This is a genomic window from Aquitalea pelogenes (genome assembly GCF_041914625.1).
In the GTDB taxonomy this organism is placed as follows: Bacteria; Pseudomonadota; Gammaproteobacteria; order Burkholderiales; family Chromobacteriaceae; genus Aquitalea; species Aquitalea pelogenes.
The window spans coordinates 202,027-217,350 of the sequence record NZ_JAYSDA010000002.1 but is presented as its reverse complement, the minus strand read 5'-3'; the positions used below and the strand labels follow the sequence as shown (position 1 = coordinate 217,350).

The window sequence follows — 15,324 nt, the reverse complement described above, 5'->3', positions numbered from 1 at the left end:
TTGAATCAACATAATCAGTTACGCAGCATGGAGAGCAACGTATCGTAATCGTGCGCCATATCGGCGTCATTACCACGCATTTCGGCAATGGTCTTGCAGGCATGCAGCACGGTGGTGTGGTCGCGGCCGCCAAAGGCATCGCCGATATTGGGCAGCGAGAGCTGGGTCAGCTCCTTGGCCAGCGCCATGGCCACCTGACGCGGCCGGGCAATGTCACGGCTGCGCTTTTTGCTGTGCATGTCGGACAGCTTGATCTTGTAGTACTCGGCCACGGTTTTCTGGATGGCGTCCACGGTCACCTGACGGTTGCCGGCGGCCAGGATGTCCTTCAAGGCTTCTTTCACCAGGTCCAGTGAGATGCTCTGGTTGGTAAAGCGGGCATAGGCCACCACGCGTTTGAGCGCACCTTCCAGTTCGCGCACGTTGGAGCGTACGTTCTGGGCAATGAAAAACGCCACCGGGTGGTCCAGCTTGATGCTGTCGGCTTCGGCCTTCTTCATCAGAATGGCCACGCGCATTTCCAGCTCCGGCGGCTGGATTTCCACCGTCAGGCCCCAGGAGAAGCGCGAGATCAGCCGCTCTTCCATCCCTTCTATCTGCTTGGGGTAGGTGTCGCAGGTCATGATGACTTGCTTGCCGCCTTCAATCAGCGCGTTGAAAGCGTAGAAGAATTCTTCCTGCGTGCGGTTCTTGCCGGCAAAAAACTGGATGTCGTCAATCAGCAGCAAATCCAGCGAGTGATAGTAACGCTTGAATTCGTCAAACGCCTTGTGCTGGTAGGCGCGCATGATGTCGGCCACATAGCGTTCGGCGTGGATGTAGCGGATTTTGGCTTGCGGGTTCTTCTGGAACACGTGGTTGCCAATGGCCTGAATCAAGTGGGTTTTACCCAGGCCCACGCCACCGTAGACAAACAGCGGGTTGTAAGCCTGGTCGCCCGGATTCTCGGCAATCTGCATGGCTGCGGCACGCGCCAGCTGGTTACCCTTACCGGTCACCAGGGTGTCAAAGGTAAACGAGGGGTTGAGCCGGGTGCTTTCGTGGCTGCCGCCAATGGCTTTCACCGCCGCCTGTTTGGCCGGGCTGGGGGTGTCGTTGCTGGTGGCGGGGGGCGGTGCGGGCTTGCGCGCACTGTTGCTGACCGCAGTGGGCACCGCCAGCGGTTTGCTGCTGGGCGCGCCCAGGCGCAGCTCGACCGGGGCTTCGCCCACCAGTTCTACCGCCAGTTCTTCAATGCGACCAAGGAAGCGATCCTTGATGAATTGCATGATGAAACGGTTGGGTGCAAACAGCGCAATGCCTTCTTCGTTGGCTTCGGCCGCCAGCGGCTTGATCCAGGTATTGAACTGCTGTGAAGACAGTTCGGCCTCGAGGCGTGCGAGGCAGGCAGGCCAGAATTGATCCAGTTCGGTCATTAAGTACACGCAAGTAAAAGCAAAAACCCGCCGTTGACGATATGCGTTGCGGCGGGAGGAGCCATGGTTGCCACCCTGTGGGATGGCCGGACGGCTATGTCCGGCGCGGGTGCAGCCCTGGCATGTGTTCATGCAAGGCAAGTGGCTTGCACCATCCCCCTGTCGTGCTGGCTGCCCTTGGGCGGGCGGCTGCGTTTAATAATTACGCAGGGGGTGGGGTGCGTTAAGTTTCGACATTCTAACGGTTTTCGGCAAAGTTATCCACAGGTGCGCTAAAAATTTGCCATTGACAAGCGGCGGTTTTTCTTGTGAAATCACGCGTTTATTTCCGTTTCGAAACAGGAATTCTTTATCATGAAGCGTACTTACCAGCCTTCCACTACCCGTCGCAAGCGCACTCACGGCTTCCTCGTTCGCATGAAGACCCGCGGTGGCCGCGCCGTTATCGCCGCCCGTCGCGCCAAGGGTCGCAAGCGCCTGGCCGTATAAGTTCAGTAATGACTTATCGCTTTCGCCGTGTGCACCGGCTATTAAAAACGGATGAATTTTCATCCGTTTTTAGTTTGCGGCAAGCGCGCAGCACGGCTTTGTTTCAGGTATATGCCCGTCCCAACGATCTGGGCCATGCCCGGGTTGGCCTGGTGGTGGGCAAAAAGGTCCACAAGCGGGCCGTACGCCGCAATTACATCAAGCGTACCGTGCGCGAGTGGTTCCGCCTGAATCAGGCTTCCTTGCCGGCACAGGACTACATTGTCCGTGCCAAACTTGCTTTTTCACGCGCTGACAGAGCAGAAGCTGTCATCGCCTTGTCTACACTCTTTGCTAAACTGGCACGATGTCGCGCCTCCTCATCCTCCTGATCCGCTTTTATCAACTGGCCATCAGCCCCTGGCTGGCACCACGGTGCCGCTATGTGCCGACCTGTTCCAGTTACGCGATCGAGGCGGTGAGAAAGCATGGCGCCTGCAAGGGCGGCTTTCTGGCGATGAAACGCATCGGGCGCTGTCACCCCTGGGGTGGCAGTGGTTATGACCCGGTTCCCTGAACTTTCCGGTATCGTAGAGATGGATTCCAAGCGACTCATAATCTTCATCGTTCTGTCCATGGGCATCCTGCTGCTGTGGCAGGAGTACTTTGCGCCCAAGCCTGCTCCGCAGCAGGTGGCACAGACACAAACGGCTTCGCAGCCGGACGCACCGGCCAGCCATACCGCCAGCGCCCAGCCTGTTGAGGCTGCCAAACTCACCGCCGGTCAGCGCATTCATGTGACGACCGACGTGATCAAGGCCGAAATTGATACCGTGGGTGGTGACCTGCGTCAGCTGGATTTGCTGAAGCACGATTCCGCCACGGACGCCAAAAAGCCGTTCGAGCTGCTGACCGACAAGAATGGCCGCGTGTACGTGGCGCAGACCGGTCTGGTGGCTGCCAGCAACCCGGCACTGCCTACCCACAAGTCGGTATACACCTCGGCACAGTCCAGCTACACCCTGAGCGGCGACAGCCTGCAGGTGAAGCTGACCGCGCCGGCCGCCAATGGCGTGCAAGTGGTGAAAACCTACACCTTCAAGAAGGGTAGCTACGATATCGCGGTGCGTTTTGACATCACCAACGGTGGCACCACCCCGCTGGCGCCTACCGCTTATTACCGCATCCTGCGTGATGGCCAGGCACCGGAAGGTGAAGGCCGCTTTGCCCACACCTTTACCGGCCCGGCTGTGTACACCGCTGCCGACAAGTTCCAGAAGGTTTCCTTCGAAGACCTGGCCAAGGGCAAGGGTGATTACGCCAAGTCGGCCACCGACGGCTGGGTGGGCATGCTGCAGCATTACTTCATGACCGCCTGGATCCTGAAGCCGCTGGATTCGGCCAGCGTGTGCAAGGACGACAAGTCCTGCCACTTCGAGCTGAAAGACAGCAACGGCCTGTATTCCGCTGCTGCCACCGTGGACCTGAAAACCATCAATCCGGGCCAGACCGCTTCCATCACCGTGCCGCTGTATGCCGGCCCGGAAGACTACAGCGTGCTGACCAAGATTGCCGACGGCCTGGAATACTCCAAGGACTACGGCTGGGTACACATCTTCGCGTCCCCGCTGTTCTGGCTGCTGACCAAGCTGCACGGTCTGGTGCAGAACTGGGGCTGGGCTATCGTGCTGCTCACCCTCACCGTGAAGGCTATCTTCTATCCGCTGACTGCCGCTTCCTACCGCTCCATGGCCAAGATGAAGGCCCTGGCACCGCGCCTGGAACGCATGAAGGAACAATACGGCGACGACCGCATGAAGTTCCAGCAGGCCGTGATGGAAATGTACAAGAGCGAGAAGGTGAATCCGCTGGGTGGCTGTCTGCCCATGCTGATCCAGATTCCGGTGTTCATCGGCCTGTACTGGGCGCTGCTGGCTTCGGTTGAGCTGCGTCAGGCTCCGTGGATCCTGTGGTACACCGACCTGGCCCGTCCGGACCCGTTCTATGTACTGCCGGTGATCATGGCTGCCACCATGTTCCTGCAAACCTTCTTGAACCCGCCGCCGACCGACCCGATGCAGGCGAAGATGATGAAGATCATGCCGGTTGCCTTCTCGGCCATGTTCTTCTTCTTCCCGGCTGGTCTGGTGCTGTACTACGCAGTCAACAACATCCTGTCGATTGCCCAGCAGTGGTACATCAACAAGAGCATTGAAAACAGCAAGAAAGTCGCCCTGCAGTCCTGATATGGACGGTAGTGACTGACAAAGCCCGGCCAGACAAAGGCCGGGCTTTCTTTCTGATACAGTAAAAAATCAACGCAAGTTGACCCAAGCCGCTGTCGCCATCCATCTGGCGGCTGCTTCGGTCAGCCTGTCAGCAGCAAGGAAACCGCCATGCCTAGCCTCTACGCTCCCGTCACCATTTGTGCCATCGCCACCGCACCCGGTCGTGGCGGGGTAGGGGTCATCCGCGTGTCAGGGCGTGACTTGCTGCCCTTTGCCGCTGCGCTTACCGGCGGCAAACAGCCCAAGCCGCGCTACGCGACGTATACCGATTTCTACGCGGCAGATGGCGAGGCTATCGACAACGGCCTGCTGCTGTACTTCCCCGGCCCCAACAGCTTTACCGGCGAAGACGTGCTGGAGCTGCAAGGCCATGGCGGGCCGGTGGTGCTCAACATGCTGCTGACCCGCTGCCTGCAGCTGGGCGCACGGCTGGCCGAGCCGGGCGAGTTTTCCAAGCGCGCCTTCCTCAACGACAAGATGGACCTGGCCCAGGCGGAAAGCGTGGCCGACCTGATTGATGCTTCCAGCGAAACCGCCGCCCGCAGCGCGCTCAAATCGCTGAAAGGCGCGTTTTCCAATGAAATCCACGTGCTGGTGGATGAGCTGATCACCCTGCGCATGCTGGTGGAAGCCACGCTGGACTTTCCGGAAGAAGAAATCGACTTCCTCAAGCAGGCCGATGCACTGGGCAAGCTGCAAACCCTGCGCCAGCGCCTGCAACAGGTGCAGGCCACCGCGCGGCAAGGTGCCATCCTGCGTGAAGGCATGCACGTGGTGCTGGTGGGCCAGCCCAATGTCGGCAAGTCCAGCCTGATGAATGCGCTGGCGGGGGATGATATCGCCATCGTTACCGATATCGCCGGCACCACCCGCGACACGGTGCGGGAGGAAATCGTCATCGACGGCGTGCCGGTGCATATCATCGACACCGCCGGCTTGCGCGATACCGACGACGTGGTGGAGAAAATCGGCATCGAACGCACCTGGCAGGCGGTGGAACGCGCCGACGTGGCACTGGTGCTGGTGGACAGCCGTGAAGGCGTGACTGCCGAAGTGGAAGCCATTCTGGAACGCATTCCGCCGCAACTGCCGCGCCTGTTCATTTACAACAAGGCCGACCTGAGCGGCGAAACCATCGGCATGGCCGAGGAAGATGGCCGCAGCGTGCTGCGCCTGTCCGCTCGCACCCATGCCGGGGTGGATCTGCTGAAAGCCCGCCTGCTGGAGCTGATTGGCTACAGCGGGGCCAGTGAAGGCGTGTTCCTGGCCCGCGAGCGCCATCTGGACGCCATCCGCCGCGCGGCCGAACATATGGAACTGGCGCACACAGACTGGGAAATGGTGGAGATCTTCGCCGAAGAGCTGCGATTGGCACAGAACGCGCTGTCGGAAATCACCGGCCAGTTCACCCCGGACGACCTGCTGGGGGTCATCTTCAGCCGCTTCTGCATCGGCAAGTAAGCCGTATCCGCACCCTCACTCAGCCAGGCTGCCAGCAGCCTGGCGCGTGTCGCAACAAAATTCCAACAATCTTCCGCCGGGCTTTGCTGTACCGTTGGGTACAGGCACGTGTTGTGCCGTTTTGCCATGTCTTGCGGATCAAGTTTGATGGAACAAATCACCGTATACGCCTTTCCGGTTTTCCTGCTGCTGATGCTGGTGGAAATCGGCTACGGCCTGGCCGTTGGCCGGAATACCTATCGCCTGAGCGATGCGCTGGCCAGCCTGAGCCAGGGGCTGCAGAGCCAGCTGGTGGCCAGTGTCAGCATGCTGTTCCAGCTTGGCCTGTATGCGCTCACCTGGCAGCACCTGGCCATCTTTCCCCATGCCGCCTTGTGGGCCACGCCCTGGGGCTGGCTGCTGGCCATTGTCATGTTCGACTTCTGCGATTACTGGCTGCACCGCGTGGGGCATGAGAGCGCGGTGTTCTGGGCGGCACATGCAGTGCATCACCAGAGCCAGCATTTCAATCTGTCCACCGCCTTGCGCCAGGAAAGCACGGTGGCGTTTCTGGGTTGGCCCTTCTATCTACCCATGGCCCTGCTGGGGGTGCCGCCGGCCCAGTTTGCCCTGGCCGGGCTGATTGTGTTGCTGTACCAGTTCTGGATTCATACCGAGCACATCGGCAAGCTGGGCTGGTTCGACCGGGTGTTTTCCTCGCCCTCCAACCACCGGGTGCATCATGCGGTGAACGACCAGTATCTGGACAAGAATTACGGCGGAATGCTGATTATCTGGGACCGCTTGTTCGGCACTTTCATCGAAGAGGATGAGGCCCCGGTTTACGGCACCCGCACGCCACTCAATAGCTGGAATCCCTTGTGGGCCGTGGCATCAGGCTATGTACCGTTGTGGCGGCTGGCGTGCCAGGCGCCGCGCTGGCAGGACAAGTTGAAGGTGTGGTTCAAGGCGCCGGGCTGGCTGCCGCCCGGCGTGCGCGATGACAGCCCGGCATTTGACCTGCAAGCCGCCCGGCAGCGTTATGACCCGCCGCTGACGCGTGCGGCCATGCTGATGGCCGTGGTGCAGTTTGTCTTGCAGACGGCCGCTGCCGCGGCCTATCTGTGGCAGAGCGATGTGCTGGCCACGCCCGCCTTGTGGGGTTTTGCCCTGCTGCAGCTGGCTGGACTGTTCGGCCTTGGCCGTTTGTTGCAGGGTGTGTGTTCGCCCTGGCGTCTGCTGGCGCTGGATGTACTGTTGATGGTGCTGGCGGCTGCTGGCAGCCTGTTGTGAGTCCCAGGCCGGCTGTCGCATTTATGCGGCAGTTGCGCGTCTTTTATCTCTGCTGCGCGGTGTGGCGGGCCAGCGTTCTGGCCTGCTTGCCCTGCCTATCCTGCTGGCATCTGAAATCATAAAACGCTGATATTGGCGGTTCCGGACTCGTGCTGCGGACATTTCCTGTACGGTATTCCGTGTGCGCCGACGGGCAGTGACAAGCAAGTTTGCAGGATGGTGCAATGCACGATAAGCCGGTTGTCACCGTGCTTCTTCTGTTGCTTACACGGATAATTCATTTTTGTTTACAGCACCTTGGTGTTAATGGTTAACCCTGCTTTACAAGCTGGAGGGCGAACCGTTAGTGTCTTTCGACGAGGTGTTTTCCCATGCGCGGCACTGCTCTTGCCCGGATTTTGCCCCGCCTGCTCATGGCAGGCCGGATGGTTCGGGGTGAGAGATGGTGATGCCGCCGCCCTTGCTGCTACCTGCTCCTGTCTTGCAGTGATCCTGCCTGGAGACCCTGCCGTGTTGACCGGATTGTCAGACGGTATATGGTAGGCAAATGTCGCAATTGTGTAAAAGTATTGCGCAAAATCAACATTCGTGTTTTTAATGGAATTCAAACGCTCGTTCGAAATTGGCCTCGCACGGGCGTTCGCTATCTTTGGTTTTTGTTTTTTGTCATTTCACATTGCAGGAGATTCACACCATGCAGATCGCTATTCCGGCTGAAAAGCTGGCTGGTGAAAAACGCGTGGCCGCAACACCGGAAACGGTGAAAAAGCTGGTTGCCATGGGTCACTCCGTGGTGGTCGAGCAGGGAGCCGGGCAGTTTGCCGCCGCTCCCGATGCGGCTTACGTTGATGTCGGGGCCAGCATTGCCCCGGATCGTGCCCAGGCGCTGGCCCAGGCCGATATCGTGCTGACCGTGCGTCCGCTGGACGAAGCCGGCATTGCCGAGCTGAAAACCGGCGCGGTGCTGATCGGCCAGCTGGCCCCCTACCAGAACAGCACTTTCCCGCAGCTCGCAGCCAGGAAGGTTTCCGCCTTTGCCATGGAGCTGCTGCCGCGTACCACGCGCGCGCAGAGCATGGACGTGCTGTCCAGCCAGAACAACATTGCCGGTTACAAGGCGGTGCTGCTGGCCACCCATTACTACCCGCGCTTCATGCCCATGCTGATGACGGCTGCCGGTACGGTAAAGCCGGCCAAGGTGCTGATCATGGGTGTGGGTGTGGCCGGTTTGCAGGCCATTGCCACCGCCAAGCGTCTGGGTGCGGTGGTGGAAGCCACCGACGTGCGCCCGTCCACCAAGGAGCAGGTGGAATCGCTGGGCGGCAAGTTCATCGAAGTACCGATGACCGATGAAGAAAAGGCTGCCAGCGACGGCGTGTACGCCAAGGAAATGTCGGACGACTACAAGCGTCGTCAGGCGGAACTGGTGAGCAAGCATGCCCGCGCCGCCGACATCATCATCACCACCGCGCTGATTCCGGGCAAGAAAGCCCCGACGCTGATCAGTGCCGACATCGTGGCAGCCATGAAGCCGGGTTCGGTCATCATCGACATCGCTGCCGAAGCCGGTGGCAACTGTGAACTGACCCAGCCGGGCGAAGTGGTAGTGACTGACAACCACGTCACCGTGGTGGGCCAGTTCAACCTGCCGGGCGAACTGGCGGCGGATGCCTCCAGCCTGTATGCCAAGAACCTGCTGACTTTCCTGTCGCTGATGCTGAGCAAGGAAGGTTTCACCCTCAATCTGGAAGACGACCTGCTGGCGGCCACCCTGGTGACCCACGACGGCCAGGTGCGTTTCCCGGCGGCCAACTAAGGAGAACAGAGATGGTCGATCCCTTTATCACCAGCCTTACCGTCTTCGTGCTGGCCGTGTTTGTCGGCTACCACGTGGTGTGGAACGTCACCCCGGCGCTGCATACCCCGCTGATGGCGGTGACCAATGCCATTTCCGGCATCATCATCGTCGGTGCCATGCTGCAGGTGGTGGACATCAACGGTTCCGAAATCACCCTCACCTCGGTGCTGGGTACCATCGGCATCTTCCTGGCCAGCATCAACATCTTCGGCGGCTTCATGGTCACCCAGCGCATGCTGGACATGTTCAAGAAGAAGAAAAAATAAGGAAGAACCATGGCTAATATTTCCGCAGTACTTTATCTGGTGGCGGCTGTGCTGTTCATCCTGGCGCTCAAGGGGCTGTCCAGCCCGGTGACGGCGCTGCGCGGCAACAAGTTCGGCATCATCGGCATGGTCATCGCCGTGGGTACCACCTTCATGATCATGGACAAGCCGGTGCTGGGGCTGATTGCCGCTGCCATCGTGGCTGGTGCCGTGATTGGCGGCTGGAAGGCCAAAACGGTTGAAATGACCGGCATGCCGGAGCTGGTGGCCGCCATGCACTCGCTGGTGGGCCTGTCCGCGGTACTGATTGCCGTGGCTGCCATTTTCCATACCGGCGTGGAACACACCCCGGTGCAGAAGGTGGAACTGTTCATTGGCGCGTTTATTGGTGCCATCACCTTTACCGCCTCGGTCATTGCCTACGGCAAGCTGTCCGGCCGCTTTGGCTCCAAGGCCGTCAGCTTCAATGGTCAGCATTTGCTGAACCTGGTGCTGGCACTGGCCATGGTGGGTTTTGGCGTGGCCTACTTCGTGACCGACAGCCATGCAGCCTTCCTGCTGATGGTGGCCATTGCGCTGGTACTGGGCGTGACGCTGATCATCCCGATTGGCGGTGCCGACATGCCGGTAGTGGTGTCGATGCTCAACTCCTATTCCGGCTGGGCGGCGGCGGGTATCGGCTTCACGCTGAACAACCCGGTGCTGATCATTGCCGGTGCTTGCGTGGGTTCGTCCGGTGCCATTCTGTCCTACATCATGTGCAAGGCGATGAACCGTTCCATCGTGTCCGTGCTGCTGGGTGGCTTTGGTGCCGAGGCGGCGGCTGGTGGTGCGGCGGGTGACAGTGGCCCGAAGAACTACAAGTCCGGTTCGGCAGAAGACGCCGCCTTCCTGATGAGCAATGCCGACAGCGTGGTGATCGTGCCGGGTTATGGCCTGGCGGTATCGCGCGCCCAACACGCCTTGCAGGAGTTTGCCGAGCTGTTGCACGAGAAGGGTGTTACCGTACGCTACGCCATTCACCCTGTGGCAGGCCGCATGCCGGGCCACATGAACGTGCTGCTGGCCGAAGCCGAAGTGCCGTACGAGCAGGTGCTGGAGATGGAGGAGATCAACTCCGACTTCAACAATACCGACGTGGTGCTGGTGATTGGTGCCAACGACGTGGTGAACCCGGCTGCGCAGAAGGACAAGTCCAGCCCCATCTACGGCATGCCGATTCTGGAAGCGCACAAGGCACGTACCGTGATAGTGGTGAAGCGTTCGATGAGCGTGGGCTATGCCGGCCTCGACAACGAGCTGTTCTACATGGACAAGACCATGATGGTGTTTGGCGATGCCAAGAAAGTGGTGGAAGACCTGGTGAAAGGCGTGGTGCACTAAGCACTGCTGGCCAAGGTATCACCCCACCCAACCCCGCCTGTTTGGCGGGGTTTTTTCATGCTGTGCTGCCAGTTCAACGGCTATGGCCGTCCTTGTGGAGAGTTGACAGTGCTCGCCGGATGGAACTCATGACCCGTTCCGGCCTCTTAAATATTAGTATTGTTTAATTTTGGAGATAGCAATGCACTGGAAAACCACAGCCATCATTGTCGCCCTGTTGTCTGCCCCGGTGCTGGCCCGGCCAAACCTGATCGGTACTGACTGGCAGCTGGTGTCGCCCAAGGTGGCCGAACCGCAACCCACGCTGTCGTTTCAGGCCAAGGGCATCAGCGGCTTTGCCGGCTGTAACCGTTTTACCGGCCACAGCAATGCCGAAGGCAAACTGGTGATTGCCACCACGCGCATGATGTGTCCCCCGGCCATGATGCAAACCGAACAGGCCTATGTCGGTTTCCTGTCACACCCCTTCCAGATCAAGACCGACGGCAAGGCACAGCAACTGGTGCTGACGGGTAAGGCTGGCGACGAATACCGCTTTGTGCGCAAGCAGGACAAGGCCGCAGGCCAGAACACCGCTGCCACGGCCCCGGTACAACGCCCGCAGTATCTGTATGTGAGTGCCGTGCGCAAGAACTGCAGTGCCGGTGCGGGGCAGATGCAATGCCTGCAGGTACGCAGCAGTGAAAACCAGCCCTGGCAGCTGTTCTATGGCGGAATCGAAGGCTTTACCCCGCAGCCTGATACCGCCTACTACCTGAAGCTGCGTTATGAAACCGTGGCCAACCCTCCGGCGGATGCCCCGGCGGTACGGACCATTCTGGAGCGCGTGGTGTTCAGTGAAACAGTCACGCGCACCAAGATATAAGCAGTCCGTGTGATGGCAAGAAAAAAGCCCGCTTGTGCGGGCTTTCTTTGTGGTTGGCAATGGGGCTCAGTCGCCCTTGGCCAGTGCCAGTTCCAGGCTGCGGTGGTAATGCTGTGCGGCCTGTTCTTCCTTGCCGGTGGCTTCAAACAGCCGGGCCAGTTCGGCATTGGCGCATAGGGTGGGCTCGATGGAGTTGCTGGCTTCCAGATAGCTTTGCGCCTTGCCCCACAGTTGCTGGTTCATGGCCAGACGGCCCAGCGCCAGCAGCAGCATGTAGTCGCGCGGACGGGTTTTCAGCCAGTCCTCTGCACTGCGCATCAGTTCCAGACGTTTTTCCGGCGACAGGCGCTCGGCCAGCTGGCCCAGTTCGCGGGCCAGTTCCGGCGTGGCCTGATCCTCATCCGCCAGTGCTTCGGCCAGCAGGGTAGCTGCATAGTCGAAGTCTTCCAGCGCAATCAACCGGCTGACGATCTCGCTGACCAGGACAGGGTTGCGACGCTCGGCTTCCGGAATGCGGCGCAGCCAGTCGCGCACCTCGCGGCTGCCGACAAAGCCGGTCAGCTGCTGGCTGTAAGCGGCCAGGCGATAACGGCGGGCTTGTGACGGTTCCAGTGCCTCGGCCTTGAGCAGTTTTTCGGTCAGTGCCAATACCGCTTCTGGCTGACGTTGCAGCAAACGCACTTTCAGTTCCAGGCGCAGGGCATTGGTGAGGTTGGGCGACAGGGCACGGGCGCGCTCGATGGCTGCCAGTGCGCCCAGTGCGTCCTTGGCTTCCAGCTTCAGTTCGGCATCCAGCATGTGGCGCGCCAGTTGCAGGCGCTCGGGCAGGGTGTCTAGCTGTTGCAGGTACTGGTCACGCTTGTCCAGATCGCCGGTAGCACCGGCAGAGCGGGCGGCCAGCAGCAGGGCCAGCGCACGGTTTTCTGCCGCGTACTCGTCTTCCATGGCCTTGAGGGCTTCGCGTTCGGCTTTCTGGAAGCGGCCTTCAAAAAAGGCGATCCCCGCTTCGCGCAGGGCGTGGCGGGCTGCTTTCAGCTTTTTCTGGCGCTGGAAACGCTTGACCTCGGCCGGCAGCCCGGCAGTGATGCTGATGACGCGCATCACGGCATAAGCCAGCACGATAAGCACCACAATGCCCAGCAGCAGCAGGTTGAACGACACTTCCATGCGCCATGGCGGCAGGAACAGGATGGCGTAGCCGGTATTCAGGGTGGAGGCCAGCCCCACCAGCACGGCCAGCGCAAACAGGCCGGTAATCCAGATGACGAATTTCACCGCTTAGTCTCCCTTGTTGCCCTGCGCGTCACGAACCGCCTTCAGGCTGGCGTTGAGGTCGGGCAGGGTGACGGACAGCGGAGCGGACTTGAGCTCTTGCAAGGTGGCCAGCCACTGGCGCGTGGCCGGGGCGTTGCCATCGAAATAGCGCTGCACATAGTCCTGAGCGGCATTGATGTCGGCGCTGTAGGTGGTGCCGTCACGTTGGAGCAGCGCCAGGCGTGCGTCCAGCAGACGCATTTTCAGGTTCTCGCGCAGGAAGAAGGACTGCTCCGGCGACAGCAGCAGGGCTTCGGGCTTGTCCATGCGGCGGATGTGCACCAGCTCGCCCAGGCTCTGGCTGATGTCGGCCACCAGACGTTCCCAGAAGGGGGCGGTGTCCGCCACGCGCTTGGTGGTTTGCTTGTCCTGCAGATGATGGGCATCCACCACCAGCGGCATGCTGCTGCTGGACAGCATCAGGCGGTCCAGCTTCACGGTCAGGCCGACGCTGTCCAGAACGGGAAGCGCCTTGAGTTTTTCCAGGTCGGTAGCCACTGCCTTTTTCACGGCAATCAGCTGCGGCTGGTCAAACTTGGACAGGCGTGCGTCCACCATTTGCAAGGCGGAGATGGCCGCGGTGACATTACCGGCCAGCTGCAGCTGCTGGCTGGCAATGGCCAGCGTGTGTTCCACCTCGGACAGCAGCCAGTCGGAGCGGTTTTTGGTCAGCTCCTGGTACATGCCGTTCAGGGTGTTGTACTGACCGGCGGATTCATTCACGCGGGTTTCCAGCACCGCCAGTTTGGCATCGGTGGCGCGGGCGGCGCTGAGCGCTTGCTCGGTCAGGCCACGCAATTCCTTGGAGGCACCATTGCCTTCGGCCATGCGGCCCGCCAGTTCCTGGCGTGCGGCGGCCAGTTCCTGCTGGGTGCTGTACAGCTGATAGCCTGACAGGCCAAGGGCGGCCAGTGCCACCAGCAGGGCCAGGTTCAGCTGTTTTTTGCGGGCGGGACGGGGAGTGTCGACAGTCTGGGTTTCGCTCATGGGTGACGGCAGAACCATTCTCTGAGGCCGCTGACGAGCGCTTCGTCATCGGCCCGGGTTGTCACGATGCGTGTCGCGCCCAGTGCCTGCAATCGTTCGGCAATGCGCGGGTGCGGCACGCAATACAAAAGGCATTGTAACGTCACGGCCCTTGCCGGGCCAGCCAGTCTGAACAATTGCTCCACCATTTCGCTGGAAGTGATCACCATGGCGTCTGGCGGGTCATCATCCAGCAAGCCCCAGTCCGGCGTGCCGTCCACGCGCTGGTAGACCTCGGCCAGTGTCACATCGGCTCCGCGCTGGCGCAGGGTGTCGGCCAGCAAGGCGCGGCCGCCCAGGCCCCGCACGATCAGCCAGTGCTGGCCGGCGACATCCGCCAGCTGGGGCAGGGCCAGCAGGGCTTCGCTGTCGCTGCCGGCGGTGGGGAACAGGATGTCCTGCCCGCTGAGCCCGGCCAGGCGGCGTGCGCTGGCCTGACCCACGCAAGCCAGTCGGGCGTTGAGAGCTTGTTGTTGCAGTACCGGCCAGGCGATGTCGATGGCGCTGGGGCTGACAAAAAACAGCCAGTCCGCCAGTGCGGCTTGTTGTGGCAAGTGTGCCAGCGCATCAGGACGAGGCTGGATGTCCATCACCGGGAAGGGTTGCCCCTGCCAGCCGGCATCGGCCAGCAGGGTCAGCAAACGGCCGCTTTGTGCGGCCGGTCTGGCCACCAGGATGCGGCGGCCGGCTGTTGTCATGCCTGGTCTTTCAGTACGGCGTCGATCAGCGGCTTGGCACCATCGTCCAGCAGGCGCTTGGCCACGGCGCGGCCCAGCGAGTCGGCATACTGACGCGGCGCACTGGCGGTGGCGGTCAGCATGACCGAACCATCCGGATGTGCCACAAAGCCGCCCAGGGTGAGCACGTCATCGGTCAGGGTGGCAAAGGCGCCCAGCGGCACCTGGCAGCTGCCGCCCAGTTCGCGCGCCAGTGCACGCTCTGCGCTGACACAGGCGTGGGTGTCCGGGTGGTTCAAGGGTTGCAGCAGGGCCAGCATGTCGGCGCGGTCGGCGCGGATTTCAATACCCAGTGCACCTTGACCGGCGGCCGGCAGGCTTTCGGACGGGGCGAGTTCTGCGCGAATCCGGTCGTGTAGTTCCAAGCGCTTCAGGCCGGCGGCAGCCAGAATGATCGCGTCGTACTCGCCTTCGTCCAGCTTGCGCAAGCGGGTTTGCACATTGCCACGCAACGGTTTGATCACCAGTTGCGGGTAGTGGGCGCGCAGTTGCGATTCGCGGCGCAGGCTGGAGGTGCCCACCACGCTGCCTGCCGGCAGCTCGGCCAGGCTGGCAAACTTGTTGGAGACAAAGGCATCGCGCGGGTCTTCGCGTTCGCAGATGGCGGCCAGGGCAAAGCCCTCCGGCAGCACCATGGGCACGTCCTTGATGGAGTGCACGGCGAGGTCGGCACGGCCTTCGGCAAGGGCAACTTCCAGCTCTTTCACGAACAGGCCCTTGCCGCCGATCTTGGACAGGGTCTTGTCCAGAATCTGGTCGCCTTGGGTGGTCATGCCCAGAATCTCGACGGTAAGGTGCGGGTACAGTGCTTGCAGGCGGGCCTGGATATGTTCGGCCTGCCACATGGCCAGGCGGCTTTCGCGGCTGGCAATGACGATCTTGTCCATGAATTGCGGTCCTGACGATGAATTTTCGCCCGATTCTAGCATGCAGCCGGGGTGATGCCTGGAGTGGTATCAAGGAAAAGCCAT

The 15,324-nt window shown here is 61.0% G+C and carries 15 protein-coding genes; 10 read left to right on the top strand and 5 right to left on the bottom strand.

Annotation, left to right across the window (positions count from 1 at the left end; all coding sequences use genetic code 11):
• Positions 1 to 14: 14 nt before the first annotated feature.
• The gene (gene dnaA / locus ACE3SE_RS03065) at positions 15 to 1,415 is read right to left on the bottom strand and encodes a chromosomal replication initiator protein DnaA (protein WP_374553830.1); all 1,401 of its coding nucleotides are present in this window, start codon (positions 1,413 to 1,415) and stop codon (positions 15 to 17) included.
• 354 nt (positions 1,416 to 1,769) lie between these two features.
• Between dnaA and rpmH the strand changes: the two genes are divergently transcribed.
• The 10 genes from rpmH (at position 1,770) to ACE3SE_RS03015 (ending at position 11,276) form a co-directional block, all read left to right on the top strand.
• On the top strand, positions 1,770 to 1,904 hold the full coding sequence (rpmH, locus tag ACE3SE_RS03060; protein WP_011137953.1) for a 50S ribosomal protein L34: 135 nt from the start codon (positions 1,770 to 1,772) through the stop codon (positions 1,902 to 1,904).
• Positions 1,905 to 1,912: 8 nt separating this feature from the next.
• Entirely contained in the window at positions 1,913 to 2,275 is a 363-nt protein-coding gene (rnpA, locus tag ACE3SE_RS03055; protein ID WP_045848139.1) for a ribonuclease P protein component, read from the top strand.
• Complete coding sequence (yidD, locus tag ACE3SE_RS03050; protein WP_045848138.1) at positions 2,251 to 2,460, top strand: membrane protein insertion efficiency factor YidD; 210 nt, start codon at positions 2,251 to 2,253, stop codon at positions 2,458 to 2,460. The genes rnpA and yidD overlap by 25 nt, the downstream gene beginning before the upstream one ends.
• A gap of 19 nt (positions 2,461 to 2,479) precedes the next feature.
• A complete protein-coding gene (gene yidC, locus ACE3SE_RS03045; protein ID WP_131356549.1) occupies positions 2,480 to 4,129 on the top strand; it encodes a membrane protein insertase YidC in 1,650 nt (549 codons plus the stop codon).
• A 150-nt stretch (positions 4,130 to 4,279) separates the two neighbouring features.
• On the top strand, positions 4,280 to 5,632 hold the full coding sequence (gene mnmE, locus ACE3SE_RS03040) for a tRNA uridine-5-carboxymethylaminomethyl(34) synthesis GTPase MnmE (protein ID WP_062786715.1): 1,353 nt from the start codon (positions 4,280 to 4,282) through the stop codon (positions 5,630 to 5,632).
• 147 nt (positions 5,633 to 5,779) lie between these two features.
• A complete protein-coding gene (locus tag ACE3SE_RS03035; RefSeq protein ID WP_374553826.1) occupies positions 5,780 to 6,904 on the top strand; it encodes a sterol desaturase family protein in 1,125 nt (374 codons plus the stop codon).
• Positions 6,905 to 7,598: 694 nt separating this feature from the next.
• The gene (locus tag ACE3SE_RS03030; RefSeq protein ID WP_045848134.1) at positions 7,599 to 8,720 is read left to right on the top strand and encodes a Re/Si-specific NAD(P)(+) transhydrogenase subunit alpha; all 1,122 of its coding nucleotides are present in this window, start codon (positions 7,599 to 7,601) and stop codon (positions 8,718 to 8,720) included.
• An 11-nt stretch (positions 8,721 to 8,731) separates the two neighbouring features.
• Entirely contained in the window at positions 8,732 to 9,028 is a 297-nt protein-coding gene (locus ACE3SE_RS03025) for a proton-translocating transhydrogenase family protein (protein ID WP_374553824.1), read from the top strand.
• A 9-nt stretch (positions 9,029 to 9,037) separates the two neighbouring features.
• The gene (locus tag ACE3SE_RS03020) at positions 9,038 to 10,411 is read left to right on the top strand and encodes an NAD(P)(+) transhydrogenase (Re/Si-specific) subunit beta (protein ID WP_374553822.1); all 1,374 of its coding nucleotides are present in this window, start codon (positions 9,038 to 9,040) and stop codon (positions 10,409 to 10,411) included.
• Positions 10,412 to 10,592: 181 nt separating this feature from the next.
• Complete coding sequence (locus ACE3SE_RS03015; RefSeq protein ID WP_374553820.1) at positions 10,593 to 11,276, top strand: DUF4377 domain-containing protein; 684 nt, start codon at positions 10,593 to 10,595, stop codon at positions 11,274 to 11,276.
• A 66-nt stretch (positions 11,277 to 11,342) separates the two neighbouring features.
• Here the strand turns inward: ACE3SE_RS03015 and ACE3SE_RS03010 are convergent, their stop codons facing one another.
• The 4 genes from ACE3SE_RS03010 to hemC are packed head-to-tail and all read right to left on the bottom strand — an operon-like array spanning position 11,343 to position 15,240.
• Entirely contained in the window at positions 11,343 to 12,551 is a 1,209-nt protein-coding gene (locus tag ACE3SE_RS03010; protein WP_045848131.1) for a heme biosynthesis HemY N-terminal domain-containing protein, read from the bottom strand.
• Positions 12,552 to 12,554: 3 nt separating this feature from the next.
• Positions 12,555 to 13,577 carry a uroporphyrinogen-III C-methyltransferase gene (locus ACE3SE_RS03005; protein ID WP_062791142.1) on the bottom strand — a complete coding sequence of 341 codons (1,023 nt, stop codon included), beginning with the start codon at positions 13,575 to 13,577 and terminating at the stop codon, positions 12,555 to 12,557.
• Positions 13,574 to 14,314, bottom strand: a complete 741-nt coding sequence (locus tag ACE3SE_RS03000) for a uroporphyrinogen-III synthase (RefSeq protein ID WP_374553818.1) — start codon at positions 14,312 to 14,314, stop codon at positions 13,574 to 13,576. Before ACE3SE_RS03000 ends, ACE3SE_RS03005 begins: the two co-directional genes overlap by 4 nt.
• The gene (hemC, locus tag ACE3SE_RS02995) at positions 14,311 to 15,240 is read right to left on the bottom strand and encodes a hydroxymethylbilane synthase (protein WP_374553817.1); all 930 of its coding nucleotides are present in this window, start codon (positions 15,238 to 15,240) and stop codon (positions 14,311 to 14,313) included. The genes ACE3SE_RS03000 and hemC overlap by 4 nt, the downstream gene beginning before the upstream one ends.
• Between the last annotated feature and the right edge of the window lie 84 nt (positions 15,241 to 15,324).